Below are 12,917 nucleotides of genomic sequence, written 5' to 3' on the forward strand. Positions count from 1 at the left end.
CGGTCATGCCGTCATCACCCCGACACGGAGAGGTTCTAAGGTGAGCGATCTTTTCGATCGCAGCGGCGGAGCAGTGATGCGGCAATCCAGGGAGCAGGATCTCGACCGGCTGATTGCGCTCGCGCTCGCCGCACCGGGCGAAGCCGGGGCGGCCGTCGGCGACCTGCCGGCACCGGGCGACTGGCGGGCGGGGGCGATTGCACTGCGCGCCGCGCCGATCCCTGCCACCATCCATTGCATGGACGTGGTCGACCGTTTCCTCAGGGATCCGACCCTGCCCGCCCTGGCGGTGGTGGATGGCCAGGAACGGCCGATCGGCCTGGTCGGGCGCACCCATCTGCTCTATGAATTCGCCCGCCCCTTCATCCGCGATCTGTATGCCCGCCGCCCGATCCGCGAATTGATGGCGCCGGATCCGCTGGTGGTCGATGAAGGCACCGGGATCGAAGCGCTGGGGGCCGAGATCACCGCCGTCGGCGGCGGCGCCTTCTCGGCCGGTTTCGTGGTCACCGCCAAGGGTCGCTATCTGGGGGTCGGCTCGGCGCTGGACGTGATGCGCCGGCTGGTCGCCCGCATGGCCGAGCACAACCGTGCACTCGACCGCGCGGTCGAAGAGGCGGAGCGGGCCAACGCCGCCAAAACCGCCTTCCTTGCAAATATGAGCCACGAACTACGCACACCTCTGAATGCGGTTCTGGGCTTTTCGGAGATCATTCTCTCTCAGATGCTGGGGCCCGTCGGCCATGCCCGCTACCTGGAATATGTCGGTGACATCCATTCCTCGGCCGAACATCTGCTGTCGCTGATCAACGACCTGCTCGACGTCGCCAAGGCCGACGCCACCGGCCTGCCGCTCGACATCGAGCCGGTCGACCCCACGAGCCTCGCCACCGAAACGCTGCGCATGGTGGCGCCGCGGGCCGAAAAGGCCGGGGTGATCCTTGCCGCCGACCTGCCGGAGCGGATGCCGATGATCACCGGCGACCGCCGCCGCCTGCGTCAGATCCTGCTGAACCTGCTGTCGAACGCGGTGAAATTCACCCCCGACGGCGGCGAGGTGCGGTTGATCCTGGAAGACGTGCCTGCCGTGCCGGGTGCGCCGGCCTGCATCCGGATGATGGTCGCCGATACCGGCATCGGGATGAGCGCCGATCAGATCCCGATCGCGCTGTCGCGCTTCGGCCAGATCGATTCCAGCCTCACCCGTCGCCATGACGGCACCGGCCTCGGCCTGCCGCTGTCGCGCGCGCTGGCGGAACTGCATGGCGGCGGGCTCACCATCGACAGCACGCCCGGCTTCGGCACCACGATCACCGTCACCCTGCCCCATCGGGCGATGGTCAGGCCGGTCGGAACGGATCCGGTCAAAGCAGACCCAGGGCTCTGAGTTCGGCCGCAAGCTTCGGGTCGCCGCCTTCGGCGCTGCCGCTGCGGCGGTCGGCCGGGGCATCCTCGGGCTTCAGATAGCGCCAACCCTGATGCGGCTTGCGCGGCTGGGTCTCGGTCTCGACCAGGTCGGGGTCCAGCACCAGGGCGCAGCGGCGCACGCCATCCGTGCCCTGCACCGGCTCCAGCGCCACCAGCCGCTGACGGGCTGAGACCAGGCCGCGGATCACCCAGTAGAGCGAGCCGCCATCCAGCAGGGCCGCGGTTTCCTTGGGCGTCTGGCGGGTGACATGGACAAGCAGCGGCGGCCGGCCCGCGGCGCGGGCTTCTGCCAGCCGGGCGGTCTGGAGTTCGGCCAGATGTTCGACCGAGTTGACCCCGACCGCGAGTTTGAGAAGATGCAGCGTCATGGCGCGCACTCTATGCCGTCCTCTGCCGCTACGCCAGAGGCTGCCACACGGCACCTCTTCTCCCGATCCGGAAGGCCGCTCCCCCATGTCCGCACCGCTGAACCGCCCCTCGCCCGAGATCCTGGACCGCATCCGCGCCGTGGTGGGGCCGAAGGGCTGGCGTGACGATCCGGCGGCGATGGAACCGCATCTGAAGGAATGGCGCGGCCTCTGGACGGGCCGGACCCCTGCCGTGGTGATGCCCGCAACCACGGAAGAGGTTGCAGCCGTGGTGACGATCGCGTCGCAAGCCGGCATCGCGCTGGTTCCCCAGGGCGGCAATACCGGCCTGGTCGGCGGCGGCGTGCCGACCGAAACCGGCGACGAACTGCTGATCAGCCTCGCGCGCATGAACCGGATCCGCGATGTCGATGCCGCAGGCGGCAGCATGGTGGCCGAGGCCGGCTGCATTCTGGCCGATGTTCAGGCCGCAGCCGCAGAGGCCGGCCGGCTGTTCCCGCTCAGCCTGGCCTCGGAAGGCAGTGCCCGCATCGGCGGGCTGATCTCCACCAATGCCGGCGGCGTGCATGTGCTGCGCTATGGCAGCATGCGCGATCTGGTGCTGGGGCTGGAGGTGGTGCTGCCCGATGGCCAAGTGTGGAACGGGCTGCGCCGGCTGCGCAAGGACAATACCGGCTATGCGCTGCGCCAGCTCTTCGCCGGCGCCGAGGGCACGCTCGGCATCATCACCGCGGCCGCCCTTGAACTGGTGCCGATGCCGCGCCACCGGGCGGCGGCCTTCGTCGCCATGGGCTCGCCCGAGGCGGCGCTCGACCTTTTCGCCCGCGCCCGCGCCCATGCGGGTGATCTCCTCGAAGCCTTCGAGCTGATCAATGCGACGCCGATGGGCTTCGCCCTCCGCCACATTCCGGGCCTCGGCGACCCGCTGCCCGATGCCGCCGGGCCCTGGTTCGTGCTCATCGAACTGGCCGGCCCCATCCCGCTGGGTGATCTGCTGGAAGGTCTGCTCGGCGAGGCACTGGAAGAGGGCGCGATCGAGGACGCCGCCATCGCCCAGTCCGAAACCCAGCGCAACGCCTTCTGGTCGCTGCGCGAGGGTCTGTCCGAGGCCCAGAAGCCCGAGGGGGCCAGCATCAAGCACGACGTCTCGGTGCCGGTCTCGGCCATCCCGGCGCTGATCCGCCGCGGCGGCCGCCTGGTCGAAGAGCTGATCCCGGGCGCCCGGCTCTGCCCCTTCGGCCACATGGGCGACGGCAATATCCACTTCAACGTCAGCCGCCCGGTCGACATGACCGATGCCGATTTCCTGGCCCACTGGCACGAGGTCGCCACCGCCGTGCATGATCTGGTGGCGGAGCTGGGCGGCAGCTTCTCGGCCGAACACGGCGTCGGCCGGCTCAAGACCGGCGATCTCACCCGCTATCGCTCCGAGGTCGAGGTCGGGCTGATGCGGGCGATCAAGGACGTCATCGACCCGGCCGGCATCATGTCCCCCGGCCGCGTGCTGTCGCGGGACTGATGCGACGAGGCGGCCCTCAGCCGATGAAGGCCGCCATCACCGCCTTCAGCACCGGCCGGATGCGGGCCGCGCGCTCGGGCAGGAAGCTGAAGGGCGGGCCGTTCTCCTCCATATAGGTCTCCTGGACCAGTTCCATCTGGATCGCTTCCACGCCCTGGTCCGGGCGGCCATAGCTGCGGGTGATATGGCCGCCGACGAAGCGGCCATCGACCACATGAGTATAGCCGGCCGGACCGGCGGCGGCCGCCGCCGCCGCGGCGACCCGCCCCCTGCGGTCCGGGCTCATGCTTGCGCCGCGGGCGGTGCCGATGTTCAGATCCGGCAGCCGCCCCTCGAACAGCCGCGGCACCACGCCCCGGATCGAATGGGCATCCCAGAGCAGCGCCCGGCCATGGGCGGCCTTCGCCCGGTCGAGTTCCGCCGCCAGCGCCGCGTGATAGGGCTGCCAATAGCTGGCCACCCGCCCGGCGATCTCGGCCGCGTCCGGTTCCGCACCGGCCAGATAGAGCGGCCGGCCGTCGAACAGCGTCGTCGGGCAGAGCCCGGTGGTCGCCTGGCCGGGATACAGGCTCTCGCCCGAGGACGGCCGGTTCAGGTCGACCACATAGCGCGACAGCCGGGCGGCGATGATCGTGGCATCGAATTCGGCCGCGAAGTCATAGAGTTCGGGGATATGCCAGTCGGTATCGGCCAGATCCAGCGCCTCGGGCGTCAGCCGCGCCTCCAGCCCGTCGAACAACCCCGTGCCGCAATGAGGCATGCTCACCACCAGGGCCGAACCGCCGCGGCGGAGGGTATAGACCTCGTGCACCATCGTCTCGCCGGTCATCCCGCCATGCCCTCCCTCTCCAGGCTCACCTCGGTCAGGTCGCAGAAGCGGCCCTCGCGCACCATCATGCCGGCCGCGGTCAGGTCCGGCGCAAAATAGCGGTCGGTTTCGTAAGACGGCACCACCGCGCGGATCCGCGCCACCGCCTCTTCGACCTTGGCCGCCGCGCGGAGCGGCCGGTGGAATTCCAGTCCCTGGGCCGCCGCCAGCAGCTCGATGCCCACGATCTCGGACACGTTGTCGGCGATGTCGCCCAGCCGCCGTGCGGCAAAGGTCGCCATGCTGACATGGTCTTCCTGATTGGCCGAGGTCGGCAGGCTGTCGACGCTGGCCGGATGGGCCAGGGTCTTGTTCTCCGAAGCCAGCGCCGCCGCGGTCACATGGGCGATCATGAAGCCCGAATTCAGCCCGGCATCGGCCACCAGAAAGGCCGGCAGGCCGCTGATGGACGCATCGATCAGCATCGCGATCCGCCGCTCCGCCAGCGCGCCGATCTCGGCGGCCGCAATCGCCAGCTGGTCGGCGGCCATCGCCACCGGCTCGGCGTGGAAATTGCCGCCCGAGATCACCTCGCCGGTATCGGTCATCACAAGCGGGTTGTCGGTGACCCCGTTCGCCTCGATGGTCAGTGTGCGGGCGGCCATGCGCATCTGGTCGAGCACCGCCCCCATCACCTGGGGCTGGCAGCGCAGCGAATACGGGTCCTGCACCCGATGGCAGTCGGGCCCCTGATGAGCGGCGTTGAGCGGGCTCGCCGCCAGCAGATCACGATAGGCCGCGGCGGCATCGATCTGGCCGGGTTGGCCGCGCAGCGCGTGGATGCGTGGGTCGAAGGGCCGGTGGCTGCCCATCACCGCCTCGACCGCGATCGCGCCCGAAACCAGGGCAGAGCGATAGCAACGCTCGATCCGGAACAGCCCGTCCAGCGCCAGCGCGGTCGAGACCTGGGTGCCGTTGATCAGCGCCAGACCCTCTTTGGCGCCCAACTCAATGGGCGCCAGCCCGGCACGGGCCAGCCCTTCGGCTGCCGACAGGCGCTCGTCCCCCGCCATCACCTCGCCGATGCCCAGCAGCACACCACAGAGATGGGCGAGCGGCGCCAGATCGCCCGAGGCACCGACACTGCCCTTGGACGGGATCACCGGCAGCACGTCGGCCGCATGCAGCGCCAGCAGCGCCTCGACCAGCTCCCCCCGCACGCCCGAGGCACCGACCGCCAGGCTCGCCGCCTTGATCGCCAGGATCAGCCGCACCACCGGTGCCGCCAGCGGTGCCCCGACGCCGGTTGCATGCGACAGGATCAGATTGCGCTGCAGCCGGACGAGGTCGCCGGCCGCGATGCGCTTCTGCGCCAGCTTGCCGAAGCCGGTATTGATGCCGTAGACGGCCTCCTCGCCGGCCGCGATGCGCCCGACGATCGCGGCCGAGGCCGCCATCCGCGCCGGCGCCGCATCGTCCAGCGCCAGATGCGGCCGCCCCGCCCAGATCCGGCGGAGATCGTCGAGCGGGATCCGGCCCGGCGCCAGGACCAGGGTCTCTGTGGTCTCGGTCATGCATGCAGCCTTTCGAGCGCGGCCCGGAAGCGGCGGGCGATGGCGTCCTCGTGGAGATGCCGGCCGCCCGCCACGACATGGCGGCCCCCGGCGAAAACATCGGTGACCAGCGGGCGATTGCCGGCGAAGATCCAGCCGTCGAGCACGCTGTCGGGCCGCCGGCCGATCATCGAGGCATCCGCGGCGTCCAGCACCACGATATCGGCGCGCGCCCCCGGCGCGATGCGCCCGGCCTCGATCCCCAGCGCCCGGGCGCCCCCGCCTGCGGTGGTCAGATACAGCGTCTCGCCGGTCGATCTGCCGGCGCCGCCCGACAGCACGGTGCGCCGGCCGCTCACCAGGCGCTGGCCGTATTCCAGCAGCCGCAATTCCTCGGCCACCCCGATCGAGACATGGCTGTCGGTGCCGATGCCGAAGCAGCCGCCCTCGGCCATAAAGGCCTCGGCCGGGAAGATGCCGTCGCCCAGATTGGCCTCGGTCACCGGGCAGAGCCCGGCCACGGCACCGCTCTGCGCGATCCGGCGGCGCTCGTCCACGGTCACATGGGTCGCATGCACCAGGCACCAGCGCTCGTCGACGGCGGCATGATCATACAGCCAGTCGACCGGCCGGGCGCCGGTGGCGGCCAGGCAGTCGGCCACCTCGCGCGGCTGTTCGGCGATGTGGATATGCACGGGGCCTGTCGGCCGCGCCGCCAGCACCTCGGCCAGCAGGGCCGGCGGCACGGCGCGCAGCGAATGCGGGGCGATGCCGACCACCAGATGCGGATCGGCCGCGGCTTCGGCCTCCAGCCGCGCGACCAGGGCCAGGAAACGATCGGCATCCAGAATGAAACGGCGCTGGCCCTCGGTCGGCGGCAATCCGCCGAAACCCGACGCGGCATAAAGCACCGGCAGTATGGTCAGCGCGATGCCGGTCTCGCGCGCCGCGGCGACGGCGCGCAGGCTCATCTCCGCAGGGTCGGCATAGGGGCTGCCGTCCAGATCGTGATGCAGGTAGTGGAACTCACCCAGCGCGGTGAAGCCCGCCTTCAGCATCTCCACCTGGCCCCAGGCGGCCACCGCCTCGAAATCCTCGGGCGTCATCCGGTCGAGCGCCCGATACATGGCGGCGCGCCAGCTCCAGAAACTGTCGGCCCCCTCCGCCCCGGCCCGCTCACCAAAGCCGGCGATGGCGCGCTGATGGGCATGGCCGTGGAGGTTCGGCATGCCCGGGACGGCATGGCCGTCCAGCCGCAGCGCATCGGCGGGTGGCACGGCATCGGCCTCGATGCCGGCGATCCGCCCGGTCGCATCTATGGTGACCAGAACATCACGTTCCCAGCCCTCGGGCAGGCGGGCAGTCTTCAGGAACAGTCTCTGCATCGGGCTCCGCTCCGGTCTCGACATAGACAAGCCTATACAAGCTTAGACAAGTCTGACAAGATCGTTCTCAACGCGACCGAGATGGAGACGACGGCCATGACCACGGCGACCCGCTGGGACCGGATCTGGGTGAACCTGCATGTGGCAACCATGGTCCCGGGCGACGAGCCCTATGGCGCGATCGGCGATGCCGCGGTGGCGGTGAAGGATGGCCGCATCGCCTGGGTCGGCCCGGCGCAGGATCTGCCCGGCCTGCCGGCCATGCTCGCCACCGAGGTGATCGATGCCGGCGGCGCCTGGATGACCCCCGGGCTGATCGACTGCCATACCCATCTGGTCCATGGCGGCAACCGCGCCCGGGAATTCGAGCTGCGGCTCAACGGCGCCTCTTACGAAGAGATCGCAAAGGCCGGCGGCGGCATTCTTTCCACCGTCACCGCCACCCGTGCCGCCGATCAGGACCGGCTGGTCGCCGATGCCCTGCCCCGGCTGGATGCGCTGCTCGCCGAAGGTGTGACCACGGTCGAGGTCAAGTCCGGCTACGGGCTTGAGACTGATACCGAGCTGCGCATGCTGCGCGCCGCCCGTGCCCTCGGCCGCCTCCGCCCGGTCGAGATCCGCACCACCCTGCTCGGCGCCCATGCCCTGCCACCCGAATTCGCCGACGATGCCGAGGCCTATGTCGATCTGGTGGTGCGCGAGATGATCCCGGCCGCTGCCGAGGCCGGGCTTGCCGATGCGGTCGATGCCTTCTGCGAGCGGATCGCCTTCTCCACCGCCCAGACCCGCCGGGTGTTCGATGCGGCCCGCGCCGCCGGCCTGCCGGTCAAGCTGCATGCCGAACAGCTGAGCGACCAAAAGGGCGCGGTGCTCGCCGCCGAATTCGGCGCGCTGTCAGCCGATCATCTGGAATATCTCGGGACCGACGGCGTGCGCGCCATGGCCGCCGCCGGCACGGTGGCGGTGCTGCTGCCCGGCGCCTTCTACATGCTGCGCGAAAAGCAGCTGCCGCCGATCCTGGAACTCAGGTCGGCCGGCGTGCCGATCGCCATCTCCACCGACTGCAACCCCGGTACCTCGCCGGTGACCTCTCTGCTACTGATGGTCAACATGGCCTGCACCCTGTTCCGCCTGACGCCCGAAGAGGCGCTGGCCGGCGTCACCCGCGTGGCGGCACGGGCGCTGGGGCTGGAAGATCGCGGCACCATCGCCCCGGGCCGGCGCGCCGACCTCGCCCTCTGGCGGATCGGCACGCCGGCCGAGCTGGCCTATATGGTCGGCTTCAACCCCTGCATTCAGGTGGTCCGGGGCGGCCTGCCGCGGGATCCGCGCATGGGCTTTGCAGGGGAAGCCGCCGCATGACCCAGCCGCTCTACCGCCGGATCAAAGAGGCGATCCGTGCCCGGGTCATCGAGGGCGACTGGCCCGAAGGCAGCCAGCTGCCGTCGGAAAACCGCCTGCTGGAGGAATTCGGTGTCAGCCGGATGACCGTGCACCGGGCCCTGCGCGAGCTGACCGACGAGGGCCTGCTCGCCCGGGTTCAGGGGGTGGGCACCTTCGTGGCCGAGCGCCGCCCGGGCGTTTCGGTGGTGGAGCTGCGGTCGATCGCCGACGAGATCACCACCCGCGGCAACCGCCATGCCGCGCGGGTGGAGGTGCTGGACGAGGTGACGGCCGATGCCGCCCTCGCCCGGCAGATGAACCTGCCCGAAGGCGCCCGGCTCTGGCATTCGATCGTGCTGCACACCGAAAACGACGTGCCGATCCAGCATGAAGAGCGCTGGGTGAACCCGGTTCTGGCGCCGGACTATCCGGCCCAGGATTTCACCCGCATCACCCCCACCGCCTATCTGTCGGGCCTCCATGCCGCGCCGGATGTCGAACATGTGATCGAGGCGACCGCCGCCCCCAAGGCCATCGCCGCCCGGCTCGGCATCGCCCGCAACGATCCCTGCCTCAGGCTCACCCGCCGCACCTGGGTGGATCGCGGCGTGGTCACGCTCGCGATCCTCACCCATCCGGGCACCCGCTTCCGCCTCGGCACCCGCTTCCGGGCCGGTCCCGGCACCATGCCGCTGGCGGCGGGCTTCTGAGGTCAGCCGCTGGCGCGCGCCAGCAGCCGGCCCATATTGCGGATCACCGCCGCCCCGACGCCGCGTCGTTTCGGGCCCAGGATGGCATCGGTCGGGCCCCGCCCCTCGATCGCCAGATGCCGGCCCAGCGTGCTGCCGAAGCCGGCCAGCCACACCGCCGAGAACCGGTTCACCCGGCCCAGGATCGATCGCATGTCGACATACATCACCCGGACGGTCTCGTCGCTGTCGGGGTGCTTTTTGGTCAGCGGCAGCGGCTTGCCGCCCACCGCCTGATACATCGGCACCAGGCGCGGAATCGCATCGAACAGCATGAAGCGCACGCCCATCGACAGGCTCAGCCGCTCCACCTCGCGGAACAGGTCGTAGCGGATGCGGTTGCCGCGGAAATCCGGATGGACCACCAGCCGCGAGACCTCGACGAAACCGCCCTCCCAGAACGTGTCCGGCACCGGCACCTGGGCCTGCAGCTCGCTCAGCGAGCGGTCGCCGCCATTGACCACCAGCCGGGCGGTGGCGATCGGCTTGTCGCCCAGATATGCCAGAAACAGGATCGACGAGCCGTCCAGCCGGTCGGCCCAGTCCGCCGGATCGCGCGCCTCGGGCCGGCGCCCGTAGAACTGGTTGGCATCGCGCCGGAGCGCGCGAGCCGTTACCATATCCGCCGCACCCGCCGCCGGCACCACCCGCAGATGCCGCATCAGCCCGCGCGGCTTCAGCCCATGGGTCCAGAGCGCCTGGATCCCGAAGCCTGGCGCGGTGCAGGCGGCCAGCACCGCCGCCCGGTCGATCGCCGCCGGATCGGCCATGCGCAGCAGGACGCGCACGGTTTCAGCCCCACTCTCCACCGCCACGATCCGGCTGCGCAGCCGGAAAGGATCGGCCCAGGGCCGCACCACGGTCAGGGTCATCAGCGTGCCCGGCACCAGCAGGGCGGCCGGGCCCGTGACCTCCGCCAGCGCCTCGTAGGGGCCGATGGCCGTGACCAGGGCCGGCAGCCGCCGCCGGTTCAGGCTCCGGCCGTCCAGCATCGCCGGCAGGGCCTCGGCCGGCCGCGGCAGGTGATCGACGACCGACGCCGGGATCGCGGCATCCAGCCGCATGATGCCCCGGGCGGCCTCTACCGAGAGGCAGCCGAGCCGGAGCGGCCCCAGCCGCCGCCGACGGATCGCCCGCCGGTCGACCCTGGGTTCCACCGCCACCGCCGTGGCCGGATCGGCCAGCCGCTCCGCCACATCCTCCGGCAGATGCCCGCCGGCCGCCACGAAGGACCAGCCGCCCGCGGCATCCCACGCAAGGCGCCCGTTCAGCCGGTCCGGTCCGGCATGCAGGCAGACGGCCACCGCATGCGGCGGCGACAAACCGGCCGCCGCGATGGGGGATGGCGCAGGTGGCGGCGCCTCTGCCGCAGGCCTGGCCATTGCATCACTGACGGGCAGATCGATCAGGGTCATGGCGCGCCTCCCCAGCCGCGGCTGAACCTTTTGAATAACGATACTTTTGATTGTAAATTATAATCACTTTCGGTTGATAATCAAAATTACGTATTGCGATACGAGACAAATTCCATCGGTTTCCGCCGCGGCGCCGTCCCCTCCGCATCCGGGCGCGGGGTTGTTTGGCGATTGATAATCAACCATTGAATGATATTCTTTCCCGCAATACGCGGCATGATTTCTCACGGTCCGCGCATCCTTCGCGGACGGCCGCGACCACCTGCGCCTCGGCGGAGGGTTCGCCATGCACATAGAAGACCTCGCAGCCCTGATCCAGGACGACGTGTTCGTACCGGTCCGCATCGATGCGGGTGGTGGTGTCGACATCCTGCTCAAGATCGAAGGGCTGAACCCCGCAGGGTCCATCAAGTTCAAGACCGCACTCGCGATGATCGCCGATATGGAACGATCCGGGCGGCTGAAGCCCGGCGCCACGGTGGTTGAAAGTTCGTCGGGCAATCTGGGCCTCGCACTCAGCATCGTCTGCCGGGCGCTCGGCTATGGGTTCGTCTGCGTCTCTGACCCCAACATATCCCCCGCCACCCGCGACATGATCGAGGCCACCGGCGGCCGGATGGAGCCGGTGACCGAAACCGACGAGAATGGCGGCTATCTGGGCACACGGCTTCGGCGGATCGCCGCCCTGCTCGACCGCCATGCGGGCTGGGTCTGGACCAATCAATACGGCAATCCGGCCGCGAAATGGGCCCATCACCGCTGGACCGGCCCTGCCGTGCGGCGGCGGGTCGACCGGCCGGATTTCCTGTTCGTCGGTGTCGGCACCGCCGGCACGGCCATGGGCTGCGCGGAATATTTCCGGATCAACGCACCCGACACGAGGGTGATCGGGGTCGACAGCGTCGGGTCGGTGACCTTCGGCCAGACGCCGGGCCGGCGCTATCTGCCGGGGCTCGGCGCCAGCCAGCAGCCACCGCTTTTCGAAGCGACCATGCTGGACGAACAGGTGATCGTGCCCGAGACCGAAACCGTCACCGCCTGCTGGCGCTTCCGCCGCCGCCACGGCTTCCTGATCGGCGCCTCCACCGGCACCGTGCTGGCCGGCATCGCCCGCCATGCCGCCGCCGGCGCCATCCCGCCCGGTGCCACGGTGGTCGCACTCTCGCCCGATCTGGGCGACCGCTATGCCGCCACCCTCTACGACGCCGCCTGGATCGGCAGCCGCTATGCCGACCTTCCCCCCGACATTGCCGAGGCCCTTGCCGCATGACCGACCGCATGCTTCAGCCGGCCCCCTTCACCGTGATCGGTGCCGAGGCCGTCCGCCGGGCCCTTGCCGCCCGTCCCGATCATCTGGTCACCCTGGTGCGCGACACCTATCTGGCCCACGACGCCGGGCTGACCGTCAATCCCGACAGCTACTTCCTGCGCTTCCCCGACCGGCCCGGCGACCGGATCATCGCCCTGCCGGCCGCGATCGCCGGCGATGACCCGGTCTCGGGTATCAAGTGGATCGCGAGCTTTCCCGGCAACCTCGCTCGCGGCGTCGACCGTGCCTCGGCGGTGCTGGTCCTGAACGATGCCGAGACCGGCTATCCTTTCGCCTGCCTCGAAAGCTCGATCATCAGCGCCGCCCGCACCGCCGCCTCGGCGGTGTTGGGGGCCGAACTGCTCCATGGTCCTGAAAAGCGGGCCCGGCAGGTGGCGGTGATCGGCACCGGGCCGATCGCGCGCGCCATCACCGACATGCTGTTCGCCACCGGCTGGCAGGCGGGCGAACTGGTCGCCCATGATCTCGACCTCGCCCGGGCGACGGCCTTCGCCGATGCGATCGGGCTGCGTCGGCGGATCCCCACCCGGGCCACCGCCGACATCGCCGCGGCGATCAGCCAGGCCGATCTGGTGATTTTCGCCACCACCGCCGGCCGGCCGCATGTGCTCGATGCCGGGCTCTTCGCCCATGCCCCGACGGTGCTTCACATCTCTTTGCGTGATCTGGGGCCCGAGGTGATCCTCTCGGCCTGGAACCTGGTCGACGATGTCGATCACGCGCTCAAGGCCGATACCTCGCTGCATCTGGTCGAAAAGGCCCGCGGCGATCGCGGCTTCGTCGCCGGCACCATCGCCGATGCGGTGCGTGGCCGGATCATGCCCGACCGCAGCCGTCCCCGGATCTTCTCCCCCTTCGGCATGGGCATCCTGGACCTCGCCCTGGGTCTGGATGTCTGGAAAACGGTCACCGACCAGGGCGGCGGGGTCGTTGTGCCGGACTTCTTCCCGCGCACCGCGACCCTCGGCCTCTGACTGTC

11 protein-coding genes are annotated in these 12,917 nt (G+C 70.0%); 6 read left to right on the forward strand and 5 right to left on the reverse strand.

From position 1 onward, the window contains the following. Positions 1 to 40: 40 nt before the first annotated feature. On the forward strand, positions 41 to 1,387 hold the full coding sequence (locus TMO_RS29440) for a sensor histidine kinase (RefSeq protein ID WP_014745857.1): 1,347 nt from the start codon (positions 41 to 43) through the stop codon (positions 1,385 to 1,387). On the opposite strand, the gene TMO_RS11785 is transcribed toward TMO_RS29440, so the two are convergent. Next, complete coding sequence (locus TMO_RS11785; protein WP_041604938.1) at positions 1,365 to 1,796, reverse strand: DUF1489 family protein; 432 nt, start codon at positions 1,794 to 1,796, stop codon at positions 1,365 to 1,367. The genes TMO_RS29440 and TMO_RS11785 overlap by 23 nt on opposite strands. An 85-nt stretch (positions 1,797 to 1,881) precedes the next feature. Here TMO_RS11785 and TMO_RS11790 point away from each other — a divergent pair, with 85 nt between their 5' ends. Continuing rightward, positions 1,882 to 3,315 carry an FAD-binding oxidoreductase gene (locus tag TMO_RS11790; protein ID WP_014745859.1) on the forward strand — a complete coding sequence of 478 codons (1,434 nt, stop codon included), beginning with the start codon at positions 1,882 to 1,884 and terminating at the stop codon, positions 3,313 to 3,315. Positions 3,316 to 3,331: 16 nt separating this feature from the next. Here the strand turns inward: TMO_RS11790 and hutG are convergent, their stop codons facing one another. From hutG to TMO_RS11805, 3 genes are read right to left on the reverse strand one after another with little or no spacing between them, the layout of a single operon-like run. Then, a complete protein-coding gene (gene hutG / locus TMO_RS11795) occupies positions 3,332 to 4,144 on the reverse strand; it encodes an N-formylglutamate deformylase (RefSeq protein ID WP_014745860.1) in 813 nt (270 codons plus the stop codon). After that, positions 4,141 to 5,697, reverse strand: coding sequence for a histidine ammonia-lyase (hutH, locus tag TMO_RS11800; protein WP_014745861.1), 1,557 nt, complete (start codon positions 5,695 to 5,697; stop codon positions 4,141 to 4,143). The genes hutG and hutH overlap by 4 nt, the downstream gene beginning before the upstream one ends. Next, positions 5,694 to 7,061: a formimidoylglutamate deiminase gene (locus TMO_RS11805; RefSeq protein WP_014745862.1), complete on the reverse strand. Its 1,368-nt coding sequence runs from the start codon at positions 7,059 to 7,061 to the stop codon at positions 5,694 to 5,696. Before TMO_RS11805 ends, hutH begins: the two co-directional genes overlap by 4 nt. A 96-nt stretch (positions 7,062 to 7,157) precedes the next feature. Between TMO_RS11805 and hutI the strand changes: the two genes are divergently transcribed. Further along, positions 7,158 to 8,423: an imidazolonepropionase gene (gene hutI, locus TMO_RS11810; RefSeq protein ID WP_014745863.1), complete on the forward strand. Its 1,266-nt coding sequence runs from the start codon at positions 7,158 to 7,160 to the stop codon at positions 8,421 to 8,423. Further along, entirely contained in the window at positions 8,420 to 9,154 is a 735-nt protein-coding gene (hutC, locus tag TMO_RS11815; RefSeq protein ID WP_014745864.1) for a histidine utilization repressor, read from the forward strand. Before hutI ends, hutC begins: the two co-directional genes overlap by 4 nt. A gap of 2 nt (positions 9,155 to 9,156) precedes the next feature. On the opposite strand, the gene TMO_RS11820 is transcribed toward hutC, so the two are convergent. Beyond that, entirely contained in the window at positions 9,157 to 10,608 is a 1,452-nt protein-coding gene (locus tag TMO_RS11820) for a GNAT family N-acetyltransferase (protein WP_014745865.1), read from the reverse strand. A 286-nt stretch (positions 10,609 to 10,894) separates the two neighbouring features. Between TMO_RS11820 and sbnA the strand changes: the two genes are divergently transcribed. Together sbnA and sbnB are read left to right on the forward strand one after the other, a co-directional pair. Beyond that, positions 10,895 to 11,878: a 2,3-diaminopropionate biosynthesis protein SbnA gene (gene sbnA, locus TMO_RS11825; protein ID WP_014745866.1), complete on the forward strand. Its 984-nt coding sequence runs from the start codon at positions 10,895 to 10,897 to the stop codon at positions 11,876 to 11,878. Continuing rightward, positions 11,875 to 12,912 carry a 2,3-diaminopropionate biosynthesis protein SbnB gene (sbnB, locus tag TMO_RS11830; protein WP_014745867.1) on the forward strand — a complete coding sequence of 346 codons (1,038 nt, stop codon included), beginning with the start codon at positions 11,875 to 11,877 and terminating at the stop codon, positions 12,910 to 12,912. Before sbnA ends, sbnB begins: the two co-directional genes overlap by 4 nt. Positions 12,913 to 12,917 lie beyond the last annotated feature (5 nt).

It is taken from the genome of Tistrella mobilis KA081020-065, assembly GCF_000264455.2.
GTDB classification, from domain to species: Bacteria; Pseudomonadota; Alphaproteobacteria; order Tistrellales; family Tistrellaceae; genus Tistrella; species Tistrella mobilis.